The 16,755-nt window shown below is 63.2% G+C and carries 13 protein-coding genes and 1 tRNA gene; 11 read left to right on the top strand and 3 right to left on the bottom strand.

The genetic code is table 11. The features are described 5' to 3' along the window. Positions 1–4: 4 nt before the first annotated feature. The 4 genes from lspA to OEZ71_RS16940 all read left to right on the top strand — a co-directional run bounded on the left by lspA (position 5) and on the right by OEZ71_RS16940 (position 3,799). A complete protein-coding gene (lspA, locus tag OEZ71_RS16925; protein WP_263741231.1) occupies positions 5–475 on the top strand; it encodes a signal peptidase II in 471 nt (156 codons plus the stop codon). Between the two features lie 52 nt (positions 476–527). Then, positions 528–1,076 (top strand): DUF3035 domain-containing protein, encoded by a 549-nt coding sequence (locus OEZ71_RS16930; RefSeq protein ID WP_263741232.1) that lies wholly within the window; start codon positions 528–530, stop codon positions 1,074–1,076. Positions 1,077–1,151: 75 nt separating this feature from the next. Next, the gene (locus OEZ71_RS16935; protein ID WP_263741233.1) at positions 1,152–2,492 is read left to right on the top strand and encodes a M16 family metallopeptidase; all 1,341 of its coding nucleotides are present in this window, start codon (positions 1,152–1,154) and stop codon (positions 2,490–2,492) included. Continuing rightward, positions 2,489–3,799 carry a M16 family metallopeptidase gene (locus tag OEZ71_RS16940; protein WP_263741234.1) on the top strand — a complete coding sequence of 437 codons (1,311 nt, stop codon included), beginning with the start codon at positions 2,489–2,491 and terminating at the stop codon, positions 3,797–3,799. The genes OEZ71_RS16935 and OEZ71_RS16940 overlap by 4 nt, the downstream gene beginning before the upstream one ends. 63 nt (positions 3,800–3,862) lie before the next feature. Here the strand turns inward: OEZ71_RS16940 and OEZ71_RS16945 are convergent, their stop codons facing one another. From OEZ71_RS16945 to OEZ71_RS16955, 3 genes are all read right to left on the bottom strand, one after another. Continuing rightward, the gene (locus OEZ71_RS16945; protein WP_263741235.1) at positions 3,863–5,212 is read right to left on the bottom strand and encodes an arylsulfotransferase family protein; all 1,350 of its coding nucleotides are present in this window, start codon (positions 5,210–5,212) and stop codon (positions 3,863–3,865) included. 530 nt (positions 5,213–5,742) lie between these two features. Further along, positions 5,743–5,916 (bottom strand): DUF6538 domain-containing protein, encoded by a 174-nt coding sequence (locus OEZ71_RS20275; protein WP_412175646.1) that lies wholly within the window; start codon positions 5,914–5,916, stop codon positions 5,743–5,745. 58 nt (positions 5,917–5,974) lie between these two features. After that, a tRNA-Leu gene (locus OEZ71_RS16955) sits at positions 5,975–6,059 on the bottom strand. A 147-nt stretch (positions 6,060–6,206) separates the two neighbouring features. Here OEZ71_RS16955 and OEZ71_RS16960 point away from each other — a divergent pair. The 7 genes from OEZ71_RS16960 (at position 6,207) to OEZ71_RS16990 (ending at position 16,605) form a co-directional block, all read left to right on the top strand. Beyond that, complete coding sequence (locus OEZ71_RS16960; RefSeq protein WP_263741236.1) at positions 6,207–7,193, top strand: complex I NDUFA9 subunit family protein; 987 nt, start codon at positions 6,207–6,209, stop codon at positions 7,191–7,193. Between the two features lie 51 nt (positions 7,194–7,244). Further along, positions 7,245–8,048 carry an undecaprenyl-diphosphate phosphatase gene (locus OEZ71_RS16965; protein WP_263741237.1) on the top strand — a complete coding sequence of 268 codons (804 nt, stop codon included), beginning with the start codon at positions 7,245–7,247 and terminating at the stop codon, positions 8,046–8,048. A gap of 162 nt (positions 8,049–8,210) precedes the next feature. Further along, positions 8,211–9,647: an NAD(P)-dependent oxidoreductase gene (locus OEZ71_RS16970; RefSeq protein WP_263741238.1), complete on the top strand. Its 1,437-nt coding sequence runs from the start codon at positions 8,211–8,213 to the stop codon at positions 9,645–9,647. A 124-nt stretch (positions 9,648–9,771) separates the two neighbouring features. Continuing rightward, positions 9,772–10,488 (top strand): type 2 periplasmic-binding domain-containing protein, encoded by a 717-nt coding sequence (locus tag OEZ71_RS16975; protein ID WP_263741239.1) that lies wholly within the window; start codon positions 9,772–9,774, stop codon positions 10,486–10,488. Then, positions 10,485–10,919 (top strand): GFA family protein, encoded by a 435-nt coding sequence (locus tag OEZ71_RS16980; RefSeq protein ID WP_263741240.1) that lies wholly within the window; start codon positions 10,485–10,487, stop codon positions 10,917–10,919. The genes OEZ71_RS16975 and OEZ71_RS16980 overlap by 4 nt, the downstream gene beginning before the upstream one ends. Beyond that, positions 10,916–15,454 (top strand): glutamate synthase large subunit, encoded by a 4,539-nt coding sequence (gene gltB, locus OEZ71_RS16985; protein WP_263741241.1) that lies wholly within the window; start codon positions 10,916–10,918, stop codon positions 15,452–15,454. The genes OEZ71_RS16980 and gltB overlap by 4 nt, the downstream gene beginning before the upstream one ends. Positions 15,455–15,660: 206 nt before the next feature. Beyond that, on the top strand, positions 15,661–16,605 hold the full coding sequence (locus OEZ71_RS16990; protein ID WP_263741242.1) for a Hint domain-containing protein: 945 nt from the start codon (positions 15,661–15,663) through the stop codon (positions 16,603–16,605). Positions 16,606–16,755 lie beyond the last annotated feature (150 nt).

Genomic DNA, 16,755 nt, shown 5'->3' on the forward strand with positions numbered 1-16,755 from the left:
GCAGATGCGGCTCGTGATCTATGTGATGGCGGCGACACTGGTCCTCGATCAGGCGTCGAAATTCTTTGTCGTCCATATGCTTGACCTCTGGTCGCGCAACGAGATTGCCGTTCTGCCCGGCTGGTTCACCCTGCGGATGGCCTGGAATCAGGGGATCAATTTCGGCCTTCTGTCGAATTCGAACGAGATCACGCGCTGGGGCCTCATCCTGATGGCCATCGCCATATCGGCCTGGGTCTGGCTCTGGGTCCGTCGCGAACCGCATCGGCCTGTGATCAAGGTCGCGGCCGGCCTTCTGATCGGCGGCGCGCTGGGCAATGTCGTCGACCGGATCGCCTATGGCGCGGTGGCCGATTTCCTGAACATGTCGGTGCCGGGGCTTTACAACCCGTATTCGTTCAACGTGGCCGATATCGCGATCTTTGCCGGTGCGATCGGTCTCGTGCTGTTCACCGGGCGGGAGAAGACCCCGTGACGTGCGCGATGACATGCGCTAAACGAAGGCAAGGCAGGTGAGGGAGAAACCCATGGCGGCAAGACTTGGCATGCGCAGCATCGCGATCATGGGCGCGGTTCTGGTGCTGTCCGCCTGTGGCGGCAAGGAGAAAGACCCCAAGCTGCTGAATATCCGCTCGGCCAGCCGGGCGCCGGACGAATTCACTGTCCTGCCCACTAAGCCGCTGCAACTGCCCGAGGATCTGGCGAGCCTGCCCGAGCCCACGCCCGGCGGCACCAACATCACCGACCCGACGCCCGAGGCCGATGCGGTCGCGGCCCTTGGCGGCAATCCGGCGGCACTTGCCCAGACCGGCATCTCGGCGGGCAATGGCGGGCTTGTGTCCTACGCCTCCCGTTTCGGCGCGTCTTCGGATATCCGTCAGGTTCTGGCCGCCGAAGACCTTGAATACCGCCGCAAGAACGACGGACGGCTTCTGGAACGCGCCTTCAACGTCAATGTCTACTTCCGCGCCTATGCGCCGATGTCGCTTGACCAGTATGCCGAACTGGAACGCTGGCGGCGGATTGGCGTCCGCACAGTCGGTGCGCCGCCGGAAGAGACGCTGGAAGACAACTGACATCACCTCTCTGTCACCGGCCTTGACGCCGACGCTTGCTCGGTTACCTCTCTTGTTGGACCGAGGGAGTTAGACATGTTCCACATCCTGCGCCCGGCGATACTCGCCGTGCTTACCGCCCTTCCCGCCATGGCCGAGGAGGTGACGACCTTCACCCTGCCCAATAACCTGGAGGTGGTTGTAATTGAGGATCATCGCGCGCCGGTCGTTGTGCAGATGGTCTGGTACCGCGCCGGGGCGGCGGATGAAAAACCGGGTGTCTCGGGCATTGCGCATTACCTTGAACACCTGATGTTCAAGGGCACCGACACGCTCGCGCCGGGTGAGTTTTCAAGAACCGTCGAGGACAATGGCGGGTCGGACAACGCCTTCACCTCGTGGGATTACACGGGCTATTTCCAGCGCATCGCCGCAGACCGGCTGGAACTGGTGATGCGGATGGAAGCCGACCGCATGCGCAACCTTAAACTGACCGAGGATGACTGGCAGACCGAGCGGGAGGTTGTCATCGAGGAACGCAACCAGCGCATAGATAGCGATCCCGGCGCGATCTTTGGCGAACAGCGCCGCGCGGCGCAGTATCTCAACCATCCCTACGGAACGCCCATCATCGGCTGGCGGCAAGAGATGGAGCAACTGACCCGGCAGGACGCGCTCGACTGGTATCAGCGCTACTATGCGCCAAATAACGCGATTCTGGTCGTGGCGGGCGATGTGACCCCGGAACAGGTGCGGCAACTGGCAGAAACCTATTACGGGCCGCTGGAGCCAAGCGAGGGGATCGCGGTGCGCAAGCGCCCGCAGGAACCGCCGCAACTGGCTGAACGACGCCTGACCTATTCCGATCCGCGCGTGTCGCAGCCCTATGTGACGCGCAGCTACCTTGCCCCTGAACGCGATCCGGGCGACCAGACCAAGGCCGCGGCCCTGACGATCCTCGCCGATCTTCTGGGCGGCGATGGCCAGACCTCGGTCCTTGCGCGGAAACTGCAATTCGACCGCAAGCTCGCCATCTATACCTCGGCGCATTATGACGGCACGTCCTATGACGATACGACCTTCAACCTTGTCGTTGTGCCTGCCGAGGGCGTCAGCCTTGATGAGGCCGAAAACGCGATGGACGAGGTTCTGGCGGAGTTTATTGAAACCGGCGTAGACCCGGCCGCCTTTGCGCGGGTCAAGACCCGCATCCATGCCGCGATGATCTATGCCCAGGACGATGTCGGCGGTCTTGCGCGCCGCTATGGCGAGGCGCTGACGACCGGGCTGACGGTCGCCGATGTGCAGGCCTGGCCCGAGGTGCTGGATTCGGTGACCGAGGCGGATGTTATTGCCGCCGCGACCGAGGTTTTTGACCGCCGCCGCGCGGTGACCGGCTGGACCATGCGGGCCGGCGAGGAAGAGGTGATGCAATGATCCGGGTTCTGTTCGCCGCCTGTCTGGCCCTTGTCACAGCACTGCCCGCAAGTGCCGTCGAGATACGCGAGGTGACCTCGCCCGGTGGGATCAAGGCCTGGTTGGTGGAGGAGCATTCGATTCCCTTCACCGCGCTGGAGCTTCGCTTCAAGGGTGGCACCAGCCTCGATCAGCCCGGCAAGCGCGGGGCCACGGTCCTGATGATGGGCCTGTTGGAAGAGGGCGCGGGCGACCTCGACAGCCAGGGATTCGCCGAGGCGCGCGACGCGCTGGCGGCGCAGTTCAGTTTCGACGCGCATGATGACGCGGTTTCGATCTCGGCCCGGATGCTGAGCGAGAACCGGGGCGAGGCGGTGGCATTGCTGAAAACGGCGCTGACGGAACCGCGTTTCGACGATGACGCGGTCGCGCGGGTCAAGGCGCAGGTTGTGTCCATCATCCAGTCGGATGAGAAGGACCCCAATACCATTGCCGCGCGCAGTTTTGATGGGCTGGCCTTTGGCGATCACCCCTATGGCACGTCGCGCAACGGCACGATTGACAGCATGGCGGCGCTGACCCGTGACGACCTGATTGCTGCTCACGCCGGGGTTCTGGCGCGCGACCGGGTCTATGTCTCGGCCGTCGGGGACATCACCGAGGCGGAACTCGGCGCGCTTCTGGATGATCTTCTGGGCGGATTGCCGGAAACCGGAGCGCCGATGCCGGCGCGGGCGGAACTGGGCCTGACGGGTGGCGTCACGGTGATCGACTTTGCCTCTCCGCAATCGGTTGTGACTTTCGGTCATGGCGGGATCAAGCGTGACGACCCGGACTTTTTCACCGCCTATGTCCTTAACCAGATCCTCGGCGCCGGTGGCTTCGGTTCGCGCCTGATGGACGAGGTGCGCGAGAAGCGCGGGCTGACCTATGGCATCTACACCTATCTTGCGCCGATGGACCTGGCCGAGACCTGGCAGGGCGGCTTTTCCTCGGCCAATGAAAAGGTCGCCGAGGCGATTGAGGTGGTGCGTGCCGAATGGGCGCGGATGGTGGCAGATGGCGTCACCGAGGCTGAACTGGAGGCCGCGAAGACCTATCTGACCGGCTCATATCCCCTTCGCTTCGACGGCAATGGCCCGATTGCCGATATTCTTGTCGGCATGCAGATCGAGGAATTGCCAACGAGCTATGTCAACGACCGCAACGCCTATATCGAGGCGGTGACGCTGGACGATATCCGCCGTGTGGCGGTCCGTCTTTTGAAGCCCGAGGACCTGCGGTTCGTGGTCGTGGGGCGGCCTGTCGGGCTGGAAGCGTCGAACTGATCCGAAACATCGAGGGCCTGTAAGAGATAGCGGCCGCCGGGGAAAGCCCCGGGGGCGCCCCGTTCAGCACCCGGCGGCTTGCAGGGCTTTCAGTGCGGCGTCGCCTTGCGCCTTCGGGATATAGCGCGACCAGTTCATGATCCACAACTTGCCATTGTCGGAGCGGTTCACGAAGACCCAGTCCAGCGAACCGTCTTCGCCGAACTTGATAAGGCGCGCGCGCGATGTTTCCTCGATCATGCGCCCCGCCCCCGGGATCAGATCCGTCAGGCTCTGATTGAAGGAGCGGATATCCATGGACTGCATCTGTTCGCGAAAGAAGCTCTCTGCCTCCCGGCCGGGCAGTTCGAAGCGCACAAGTTCATTCGTTCCCAGGACGATCGGCGCGCCCCGTTCCGCCGTCTTGCGGCGATTGTCATACATGGAGATTACGTCCGGCGCGAGCATGTCCACGTCATGTTGGTGCATAATGCGGTCCTGCGAATGCCAGATCACCTTATCGGTCGACGGTCTGAACAGCAGCGCCATATTCAGATGCCCGATGCTAAGCAGGACATCGCCACGCTTCGCTATCTCCCCGTCGAAGGTCACGGGCTCTATGTCGTTTAGGTGGAGAGGGTCCAGCACCGCGTTGTCATAGTCGTAGGCCCGATTCTCCAGGCCGGCGTCGACCAGCATCTCGAGCACAGATTTGGCGTAGAGGATCTCTCCGTCGGGATTCAGCTGGACGATGTGGTCATCGAAGGTATTGGGCCCCCAGCCGTAGCCCTTGACGGGTGTAGGGGCGGTCCCTGGTGTCCAGATCGTGCCGTCTGGCGACATCTCGGTGCTGTGGTGGAAGGCAAATTCAGCGTTGACCCAGTAAGGGGTGCCGCAGGCATTGACGCGGTAGAGCGCGCCGTAGTGGTTGTTGAGAATGATCGAGCCATCTGCCATCAGCACCGGGTGCTGAGTCCTGAGCGAACTGGAATCCCCCTCCAACGGGGGCTTGGAGAAGCCGTTGCCGCCCTCGAAGGCGAAGGTCTGCGGGTCGTCGAAGGTCCAGCGGTGCAGCGGCGCGCCCTCTCCTTCCCGGTAGAGTTCCACAACGCTCCAGCCGATGTCGCCATTGTACCGGCTCACGAGCACGTACTGCGGGTTGGCGGGCGTGCGCGCGAAGGTGAACCCGAAGGGTTCGTCGAATTCGGCTTTCACCTCGTGCTGATCCAGCAACAATTCGCCCGAAAGTATCTGCTTCACCGTTGTGGGGACCTTGGCAATGGTCACGGCCGCCGCCGCGACAGGGCCAAAGCGCTGTCCGCCTGAGGCCCTGTGAAATACCATCCAGCCAAAGGCCCAGGAGAGCAGAAGCATCAGGATGATGACGGCAATCAGCCAGCGGAGTTCGATCTTCCTGGACAAAAACCGTTCCATTATTACATCCCGAAATCTCGTTGCTCCGCTTTTCCGTCCTTATGGAGATAAAGTGAAACCATTGTGATAGAAAGTCCTTTGGAGCAGGTCCAGCGGGAAAGGAGGCCTTCCTCCCGCTTCGGGGTGCCGATGATCGTAAGCGCTACGCCGCCCCCTATCCGGCGAGCCGTCGTTTTCCAGACGCTTGGCGAAGCGTCGTGCTTTGCTGCGGGCCCGCAGATTCCTCCAAGAGAAAGCGATCGCGATCAAAAACGACATTCGTGGTCTTCTTCGCAACTTCGGTCTCAAGGTCGGTGTTGTATCTCCGGCGAGCTTTCCGAACGCCCCCAGGTGCTGACGGTGTCTGGCCTTGGTCAAGTTCTTGATCCCGTCCGACTGATCAAGCCAGCGATGGGTCGTTGCTTTGATCGAGGTTCCGGTTAGGGGGGCGCCTCTTTCAGGGTATCTCCCCGGCTTGCTGGTCGGATTAAGCGTGGCTCTAGGAGGTTCTTTCAGATTTCCTCACGTGCATCGTCGCGCCGTCTTAGGGCTTACTTGAGGCACTTCGTCCCAAAGCCGCGGACCACTTCCTTCTCACCTGCCGCCTTCTGCAATTCGGTCGGCACGGAGTATCTCACGGCGTAACTTGAGCCGCGCTTGAAGATGAATCTAGGGAGGCTGACGGGGGCTAAGCGAGTCGCTTTTTGTAACGATTTTGAAGCCATCTAAGGGCACTTTCCGCTGTTACTGCGGTCCGCTAACCCTTCGATTTCATTAGATGACTGGTGCCCAGGAGAGGACTCGAACCTCCACGCCTTGCGGCACACGGACCTGAACCGTGCGCGTCTACCAATTCCGCCACCTGGGCAGGTGTCGTGGGGCGCGATGTACAGAGGGCGCGGGGGACTGTCAACGGGGTCTTCGTCAAATCCGCGCTGCGATCATTCGCGCCTTGTTTGCCGGGGGCTCAGGCGCTAATCAGGGGCCAAAGCGAGAGATTGCCGGAGGCCCTGAAATGTCCAAGCTGGTCACGATTTACGGCGGTTCGGGATTCGTCGGGCGCTACATCGCCCGGCGCATGGCGAAAGAGGGCTGGCGCGTCCGCGTGGCCTGCCGCCGTCCGAACGAGGCCCTGTTCGTCAAGCCCTATGGCGCCGTTGGTCAGGTCGAGCCGGTCTTCTGCAATATCCGTGACGACGCGTCCGTTGCCGCCGCGATGGCGGGGGCCGATGCTGTGGTGAACTGCGTTGGCACCTTCGACAAGAGCGGGCGCAATAATTTCGACGCCGTGCAGGTCGAAGGCGCGGGCCGGATTGCCCGGATCGCCGCCAAGACCGGCGTCGCGACCATGGTTCATATCTCGGCCATCGGTGCCGATGCGCTGAGCGACTGCGATTATTCCCGCACCAAGGCCGAGGGCGAGGCGGCGGTCAAGGCTGCCTTCCCCGGCGCGCTGATCCTGCGGCCTTCGGTGATTTTCGGACCCGAGGACGGGTTCTTCAACCGCTTCGCCGGGATGAGCCGTTTCGGTCCGGTCCTGCCGGTTGTGGGTGCTGCGACGAAGTTCCAGCCGGTCTATGTCGACGATGTGGCTGCGGCAGCGGTGAAGGGCATCCTAGGTCAAGCCTCGGGCACCTACGAGCTTGGCGGACCGGATGTCGCGAGCTTCCGCGAGCTGATGGAGGAGATGCTGACGGTGATCCATCGCCGCCGGCTGATCGTGAACATGCCGTTCTGGATGGCCCGCATCATGGCGGCGGTGCTGGATTTCGGGTCTCTGATTACCGGCGGACTGATCACCAACAAGATCCTGACCCGCGATCAGGTTAAGTCGCTGCGCGTCGACAATGTCGTGGCCAAGGGCGCCAAGGGACTTGCCGATCTGGGGATCGAGGCCACGCCGACCGACGCGGTCGTGCCCGATTATCTCTGGCGGTTCCGTCCCTCGGGTCAGTACGACGCGATCAAGGCTTCGGCCCGGAACCTGCGGCACAGCGACTGATCGCGCCCCTGAGGGGCTTTGATGGCCTTCGCAGCATAAGAAAGCCCCGCCATGAGTGACCCTACGCTGAGCGCCCTGATCCTCGGGATTCTGGAGGGGCTGACTGAGTTCATCCCGGTTTCCTCCACCGGGCATATCCTGCTGGCGGGCCATTTCATCGGCTTTGAAAGTGCCGGAAAAACCTTCGAGGTTGTCATCCAGCTTGGCGCGGTTCTGGCGGTGCTGGGGGTCTATGCGGCGAAGATCGGCCGGACGGTGGCGGGTTTGCCCACCGACCCCCATGCGCGGCGCTTTGCGGGGTCCATTCTGCTGGCCTTCCTGCCTGCCGTCGTGGTCGGCGTTCTGGCCCATGACGTGATCAAGGAAGTGCTTTTTGAAAGCCCGCGCCTGATCGCTACCATGCTGATCCTCGGCGGTATTGTTCTTCTGGTTGTCGACCGGCTGCCGCTGGTGCCGCGCCATCACGATTCGGAACGGTTCCCGCTGCGGATGGCGCTCGGGATTGGGGTGATCCAGTGTCTGGCGATGATCCCCGGCGTGTCGCGGTCGGGTGCCACAATTGTCGGTGCGCTGGCCTTCGGGGCTGACAAGAGATCGGCTGCCGAGTTCTCGTTCTTCCTGTCGATGCCGACCATGGCGGGGGCATTTGCCTATGACCTCTACAAGAACCGCGATGTTCTCGACATGAGTGCCATGGGCGAAATTGCCATAGGTTTTGCCGCTGCTTTCGTCGCGGCCATCCTCGTTGTCCGCTGGCTGCTCGGCTATGTCAGCCGCCATGGCTACGCGCTCTTTGGCTGGTGGCGAATCATCGTCGGATCGGTGGTTCTGGCGGCCCTGAGCATGGGGTATTGACATATAGGTATCTCATACTGACCTAATTTCGGTCAAAAATGCTGCTATAACTGTCCTGCGGTCGAAAAATCCTTGAATTAGGTCAGTATATCTGACTTTTATTCCGGACGGGGCGGGAGTAGCAATGCGCACCCTGCTGATTTCCGCCGGAAAGGACCCGTCATGGCACAGAATCGTATGCTGCAATTCGTGACCGTCCCGAAGGCGATGCCGGACAAGCGTGACGCCAATGTGCGGGCGCAGGATTTCCACGAGATTTACCGCGAGTTCGCCGACGCCAAGGCCGCCGAACAGGCGGGCCGGTGCAGCCAGTGCGGCGTGCCCTACTGCCAGACCCATTGCCCGCTTCACAACAACATCCCCGACTGGCTGCGCCTGACCGCCGAGGGCCGCTTGCAGGAGGCTTATGAGCTGAGCCAGGCCACCAATACCTTCCCCGAGATCTGCGGCCGCATCTGCCCGCAGGACCGGCTGTGCGAAGGCAATTGCGTGATCGAGCAGTCGGGCCACGGCACCGTCACTATCGGCGCGATCGAGAAGTACATCACCGACACCGCCTGGGACATGGGCTGGGTCAAGCCGGTGAAACCGCGCGAGGAGCGGGCCGAAAGCGTCGCGATCATCGGCGCCGGGCCGGGCGGCCTTGCCGCCGCCGACGCGCTGCGCCGTCAGGGCGTGCAGGTCACGGTCTATGACCGTTACGACCGCGCGGGCGGCCTGCTGACCTACGGCATCCCCGGCTTCAAGCTGGAAAAGGACGTGGTGATGAACCGGATCGCCCAGCTGGAGCAGGGCGGCGTGCAGTTCCAGCTGAACTGCAATGTGGGCGAGGACATCGCCTTTGACGCCATCCGCGGCAAGCATGATGCGGTGATCATCGCCACCGGCGTCTATAAAAGCCGCGATCTGGGCGGGCCGAATGCCGAGGCCGAGGGCATCGTGCGCGCCATCGACTACCTGACCGCCTCGAACCGCAAGTCCTTCGGCGACGAGGTGCCGGAGTTTGACTCTGGTGAGCTGGATGCCAAGGGCAAGCGCGTCGTTGTCATCGGCGGCGGCGATACCGCGATGGACTGTGTGCGCACCGCGATCCGGCAGGGCGCGCAATCCGTGAAATGCCTTTATCGCCGCGACCGGGCCAACATGCCGGGATCGCAGCGCGAGGTCGCGAATGCCGAGGAAGAGGGCGTCGAATTCGTCTGGCTGACCGCGCCCAAGGGCTTTACCGCAGGCGACGCGGTCGAGGGGGTGCTGGTCGAGCGCATGCGCCTTGGCGCGCCCGATGCGACGGGCCGTCAGGCGCCGGAGGTGATCGAGGGCGCGGATTATATCGAAGAGGCCGATCTGGTGATCAAGGCGTTGGGCTTTGAACCCGAGGACCTGCCGCAGCTTTGGGGCACCGAGGGACTGGAAGTGACCCGCTGGGGTACGATCAAGGCCAATTTCGGCACCCATGCGACCAGCCTGCCGGGCGTCTATGCGGTGGGCGATATCGTGCGGGGCGCGAGCCTTGTCGTCTGGGCGATCCGCGACGGGCGCGAGGCGGCGGAGAGCGTGCTGGGATATCTGAACGAGGTACAGGCCGTGGCGGCGGAGTAAGCGGCCTGTCGGCGGGACGTCGGCAACCTGTCGGCAAAACGTATGGCAACCGGTGCGGTAACGGCGTGGCAAGCACTATGAATGGGTCAGGGGACCTGACCCGGAGAATGAAGGAAGTCTGAACGTGGCACATCCCGGCGGAATCCTCGGCCTTGGCGCTCTGGCGCTCATCTTCACACTGCCCGCGCATGCCGGCGGCAAGTTCGCTGCACCGGCAGGCTGCGAAGTCTATGCGACGGTGCAGATGCGCGAATGTCAGGTCTCGCAGCACTACCGCTGCGCACATGACGCGCCCGGCGATCAGTGGGCGACCTATCTTGATGGCGAGGGGCCCTATTATTCCAGCCGCATCGATGCCGAGACGCGCTGGCTGGAGAGCTATGATCTTTATAGTGGCGAGACCGACCGGCTCATGTCCGAGGTCGATCCGGCCTCCTTCACCACGCTGATCACGACGGGCCGTGACGATTACGATTTCACCACCGAAAGCAATTCCGGCAACGTGGTGCGCTATTCTGGCCATGACCGGCTGACGGGCGAAAAGGTGGTGATCGACGGGGTCACGCTGGAACGCACCAAGTTCGACCTGACCGCGCGGAACGCGGCGGGCGAGGTGCTGTGGACCCGCAAGGGCCAGCAGTTGATCCACCGCGACTGGCGCATCTTCTTCGCCGACCGGGAGACGTTCGAGAATACCGCCGGCGAAAGCAGCGAGTCGGTCAGCACGCCGGTGGTTTTCGCATTGCCGGGTGAGAAGGGCTTTCTGTCCGCCGATCCGCAATATGACTGCAACATGACGATGACTGAAGCGGTCCTGCCCGGTGAAGGGATCAGGCCATGACCGGGGCATTGAATGGCCAGTGCATGTGCGGCGCGGTGACGGTCACGATGGTGCCCGCCAAGCCCGAGATCCATGCCTGCCATTGTTCGATGTGCCGCCGCTGGACCGGCAGCGCCTTTCTTGAGATCGACGCTGCGCCCGGCACGCTGAAGGCCGACGGGCCGGTGGGGTCTTTCAAGTCGTCGGACTGGGCGGAGCGGGCAAGCTGCGGCACGTGTGGATCGCCGCTCTGGTACCGGCTGACCGATCCGAAGGTGGATTTCCATGCGGTGTCGGCGGGGCTCTTTGAGGATACGGGCTTTGCGCTCACCAAGGAAATCTACATCGACCGCAAGCCTTCGGGCTTTGCCTATGCGGGCGATCATCTGCGGATGACGGAACAGGAATTTCTCGCCTCGATCGGGGTGAATGCAGAAGGAGACAACCAATGACGCGGTTTGGGTCGGACTGGGTGGCGGCTGAGGAAGCCAAGCGTCAGTGGATGGATGAGAACTCGCTTTACCGCGAGACGGATGAGCATTCGTCCTGCGGCGTGGGTCTGGTCGTGTCGATCAACGGCAAGGCCAGCCGCAAGGTTGTGGAAAACGGCATTGATGCGCTGAAAGCCGTCTGGCACCGGGGCGCCGTCGATGCCGATGGCAAAACCGGAGACGGCGCGGGCATTCATGTGCAAATCCCGGTCAAGTTCTTCTACGATCAGGTCCGCCGCACGGGTCACGAGCCGGATTTCGGCAAGCTGATCGCGGTGGGCCAGATCTTCCTGCCGCGCACCGATTTCGGGGCGCAGGAGCGGTGCCGGACCATCGTGGAGACGGAAGTGCTGCGCATGGGCCATTACATCTATGGCTGGCGCCATGTGCCGGTGAACACCGAGGTTCTGGGCGAGAAGGCCAATGCGACGCGGCCCGAGATCGAGCAGATCCTGATCCGCTGTGAAAAAGACATCAGCCGCGAGCAGTTCGAGCGTGAGCTTTACATCATCCGCCGCCGGATCGAGAAGGCGGCCCTGGCCGCGCAGATCGGTGGGCTTTACCTTTGCTCGCTTTCCTGTCGGTCGATCATCTACAAGGGCATGATGCTGGCCGAGCAGGTGGCCGATTTCTATCCCGACCTGATGGACGAACGGTTCGAGAGCGCCTTTGCCATCTATCACCAGCGCTATTCCACGAACACCTTCCCGCAATGGGCGCTGGCGCAGCCCTTCCGCATGTTGGCCCATAACGGCGAGATCAACACGCTGAAGGGCAACGTCAACTGGATGAAGAGCCATGAGATCCGCATGGCCTCTTCCGCCTTCGGCGAGGCGGCCGAGGATATCAAGCCGATCATTCCGGGCGGCAGCTCGGATTCCGGGGCGCTGGACGCGGTCTTTGAGGTTCTGGTGCGCGCGGGCCGTTCCGCGCCGATGGCCAAGACGATGCTGGTGCCCGAGGCGTGGTCGAAATCCACCATCGAACTGCCGAAGCCCTGGGTCGACATGTATTCCTATTGCAACGCGGTGATGGAGCCCTGGGACGGGCCCGCTGCGCTTGCCATGACCGATGGCCGCTGGGTCTGCGGCGGGCTGGACCGGAACGGGCTGCGCCCGATGCGCTACGTGCTGACGGGCGACGGGCTGCTGATCGCGGGGTCCGAGGCGGGTATGGTGCCGGTCGATGAGATGATGGTGCGCGAGAAGGGCGCGCTCGGCCCCGGCCAGATGATCGCGGTCGATATGGAAGAGGGCAAGCTCTACCATGACCGGGCGATCAAGGACCGGCTGGCGGGCTCGCAGCCCTTCGGCGACTGGATCAACAAGGTCGTGGACCTCAATGCGCTGATGCGCGATGTGCCGGAAAAGCATGTCTTCGAGGGCGCCGATCTGCGCAAGCGCCAGATCGCGGCGGGTTATTCGCTGGAAGAGATCGAGCAGGTTCTGGCGCCGATGGCCGAGGATGGCAAGGAAATGGTCGCCTCCATGGGGGACGATACGCCTGCCGCGGTTCTGTCGAAGCAGTACCGGCCGCTGTCGCACTTCTTCCGCCAGAACTTCAGCCAGGTCACGAACCCGCCCATCGACTCGCTTCGCGAGGCGCGGGTGATGAGCCTCAAGACCCGGTTCGGGAACCTCAAGAACGTGCTGGACGAGGATTCAAGCCAGACCGAAATCCTCGTGCTGGAAAGCCCGTTCATCGCCAATGCCGAGTTCGACGAGATGGTGCGCCAGTTCGGTGACAACGTCGCGGTGATCGACTGCACCTTCCCGGCCGGTCATGAACAGGACGTGTTGCGGCAGGGGCTGGAGCGGATCCGGGCCGAAGCCGAGGATGCGGTGCGCTCGGGGGCGGGCCATATCGTGCTGACCGACCAGCATCAGGGCGAAGGCAAGGTGGCAATGCCGATGATCCTTGCGACGAGCGCCGTGCATAGCTGGTTGACGCGCAAGGGGTTGCGCACCTTCTGCTCGCTCAATGTGCGGGCGGCGGAATGCATCGACCCGCATTATTTCGCGGTGCTGATCGGTTGTGGGGCGACCACGGTCAACGCCTACCTCGCGCAGGACACCATCGCCGACCGCATCCGGCGCGGGCTGATCGAGGGGTCGCTGATCGACGCGATGCGTCGCTACCGCGATGCCATCGACGCGGGCCTGCTGAAGATCATGTCGAAAATGGGGATTTCGGTGATCTCCTCCTATCGCGGCGGTCTGAACTTTGAGGCCGTGGGGCTCTCGCGCGCGATGGTCGCCGAGTACTTCCCGGGCATGCACAGCCGCATTTCGGGCATCGGTACCTCGGGCATCCAGCACAAGATGGCGGAGGTCCATGCCAAGGGCTGGAAGGGCGGCACCGACGTTCTGCCCATCGGCGGTTTCTACAAGGCGCGGCGCACGGGCGAAAAGCACGCCTGGGAAGCGCAGACGATGCATCTTCTGCAATCGGCCTGCGACCGCGCGTCCTATGACCTCTGGAAGCAGTATTCGGCGACGATGCGGGCGAACCCGCCGATCCATCTGCGCGACCTTCTGGACATCAAGCCTTTGGGCCGTCCGGTGCCGATTGAAGAGGTGGAAAGCATCACCTCGATCCGCAAGCGCTTCGTGACGCCGGGCATGTCATTGGGGGCACTCAGCCCCGAGGCGCACAAGACGCTGAACGTGGCGATGAACCGGATCGGCGCGAAATCCGACAGCGGCGAGGGCGGCGAGGACCCGGCGCATTTCCTGCCGGAACCGAACGGCGACAACCCGTCGGCCAAGATCAAGCAGGTGGCCTCGGGTCGCTTCGGCGTGACGGCGGAGTACCTCAACGCCTGCGAGGAGCTGGAGATCAAGGTCGCGCAGGGCGCCAAGCCCGGCGAGGGCGGGCAGTTGCCCGGCATGAAGGTGACTAAGCTGATCGCGCGGCTCAGGCATTCGACGCCCGGCGTGACGCTGATTTCGCCGCCGCCGCATCACGATATCTATTCGATCGAGGATCTGGCGCAGCTGATCTACGATCTCAAACAGATCAACCCGCGCGCCAAGGTGACGGTGAAACTGGTGGCGTCCTCGGGCGTCGGCACGATTGCGGCGGGCGTGGCCAAGGCCAAGGCCGATGTGATCCTGATTTCGGGCCATAATGGCGGCACGGGGGCGTCCCCGGCGACCAGCATCAAATATGCCGGCCTGCCGTGGGAGATGGGCCTGACCGAGGCGCATCAGGTTCTGGCGATGAACAAGCTGCGCGAGCGGATCACGCTGAGGACCGATGGCGGTTTGCGGACCGGCCGGGACATCGTCATCGCGGCGATGATGGGGGCCGAGGAATATGGCATCGGCACTGCCGCCCTGATCGCGATGGGCTGCATCATGGTGCGTCAGTGCCAGTCGAACACCTGCCCGGTCGGCGTCTGCACCCAGAACGAGGAGCTTCGCAAGAAGTTCACCGGATCGGCCGACAAGGTGGTGAACCTCATCACCTTCTACGCGCAGGAAGTGCGGGAAATCCTTGCCCAGATCGGTGCGCGGTCGCTCGATGAGGTGATCGGGCGGGCTGATCTGCTCAGCCAAGTCAGCCGGGGGTCGGCGCATCTCGATGACCTCGACCTCAATCCCCTGCTGATCACCGTCGATGGTGCGGACAAGATCGTCTATGACCGGTCGAAGCCGCGCAACGTGGTGCCCGATACGCTGGATGCAGAGATCATCCGCGATGGCGCGCGGTTCTTCGAGGAAGGCGAGAAGATGCAGCTTTCCTATGCGGTACGGAATACGCACCGCACCATCGGCACGCGGGCCTCTTCGCTGATCGTGAAGAATTTCGGGATGCGCAACGCGCTGCAACCCGATCACCTGACGGTCAAGCTGACAGGAAGTGCCGGTCAGTCGCTGGGCGCTTTCGCGGCACCGGGGATCAAGCTGGAAGTGTCGGGCGACGCCAACGACTATGTCGGCAAGGGCCTTTCCGGCGGTCTGATCGTCGTGCGCCCGCCGATGGTGTCGCCGCTGGAGGCGTCGGAGAATACGATCATCGGCAATACCGTGCTTTACGGCGCGACCGACGGCTATCTCTTTGCCGCAGGCCGCGCGGGCGAACGCTTTGCCGTCAGGAACTCGGGCGCGAAGGTGGTGATCGAGGGCTGCGGCTCGAACGGCTGCGAATACATGACGGGCGGCGTCGCCGTCATCCTCGGCCGGATCGGTGCGAACTTCGGCGCGGGCATGACCGGCGGCATGGCCTATGTCTATGACCCCGATGGCACGGCCGAGGAGATGATGAACCTCGAAACCCTTGTCACCTGTGCGGTCACCCATCCGCACTGGGAGGCCGAGCTAAAGGGGCTGATCGAACGGCACGCGGCAGAGACCGCCAGCCGCAAGGCGGCGGGCATCCTGCAGCATTGGGCCAGTGAACGGGCGAATTTCATTCAAGTGTGCCCGAAGGAAATGCTGCCACATATCGCGTATCCGCTGAGCACCGATGCCGAGGCGGTTCCGGCGGAATAGGGCCGAGCGTCATGATAATCGGGACCGGGCATCGGGCCCGGCCCCGTGCCTTTCAGCAGGACCGACCCCGGACGCGGACAACAACGCTCCTGCCCGAAAGTGGGGCTTTGGCAACACTTTCATGTCTTTCCTTCCGGATATTCCGTTGAGCGCCCTGTACGCTTATCCTCATCGTAGCGACGGTCATGTTCTGAACGGTGGGAAGGGTGGCCACATTCACTTTGACGGCGCAGGATGTGAATGGCGATCCGCTCCAGTCGGGCGGAAACGTCAATATCGTCACCAATGCCTGGACCTCGCTGACCTTTACCGATGTTGATGGTTTGCTCGGCACGCCGCAGCCGGGCGAGTTTGTCTCGCTTGACGGTGGCACGACGCAGCTGACCTACGAGTTCCTAGGGTTCGGAAACGTCCGAGGCGATCCCACGCAATTGGCGGGTTTCATCCGCGTCGATCTCGGTGACGGCACCTATCTGACCTATGCCATCGACATGAATGCCGATGGGGACGACACGCCGAACCTTCAGAATGGCAATACCACGCTGAAGGTCAGCGATCTTGTGGTGAGCCCGCCGGCACCCTGGCCGGTGCCGCCCTGCTTCACGCCGGGCACGCTGATCGCGACGCCCGACGGCCCCCGGAAGATAGAGGAGATCGGTGTCGGCGATCTTGTCACGACCATGGATCACGGGGCCCAGCCGGTGCGGTGGGCCGGGCGGCGGCGGGTAAGCGGCATGGACCGCTTCGCGCCGGTGCGGATCGCGGAAGGGGTGCTTGGCAACCGCCGCGCGCTGCTTGTCTCGCCGCAGCACCGGATGCTGGTCAGTGGCTGGCTGGCCGAGCTTGTCACCGGCGAGGGCGAGGTGCTGGCGGCGGCCGTGCATCTCGTTGACATGCCGGGCATCGACCGTCTGCCGATGGCAGAGGTCGACTATCTGCACCTGATGTTCGACAGGCACGAGATCGTTTTCGCAGAGGGCGCGCCCAGCGAAAGTTTCCATCCCGGCGACGTGATCCTGGAGAGCGACCGGGCGCTCAGGGAGGAGATCCTGGCGATCTTCCCCGAGCTCGCGACCACTGCAGCGCGGCGCCGTTTGCGCACGGCGCGTCCGGTGGTGAAGGCGCGCGAGGCGCGGCTTCTGGTGGCCTGAGCTGACGGAACTGTCCTGACCTGAGGGCTGGCCCATGTCCATGGGTCCGGCCGAGTGTCAAAGTCTCAAACGCGCGGGCCGGGCGGTCTGCCCGTCCGGATGTGTTTCGACGGTCCACAAACTGTCCGATCCCGGCCACATTAACGGCGC

It is taken from the genome of Albidovulum litorale (genome assembly GCF_025751495.1).
Classification (GTDB): Bacteria; Pseudomonadota; Alphaproteobacteria; order Rhodobacterales; family Rhodobacteraceae; genus Albidovulum; species Albidovulum litorale.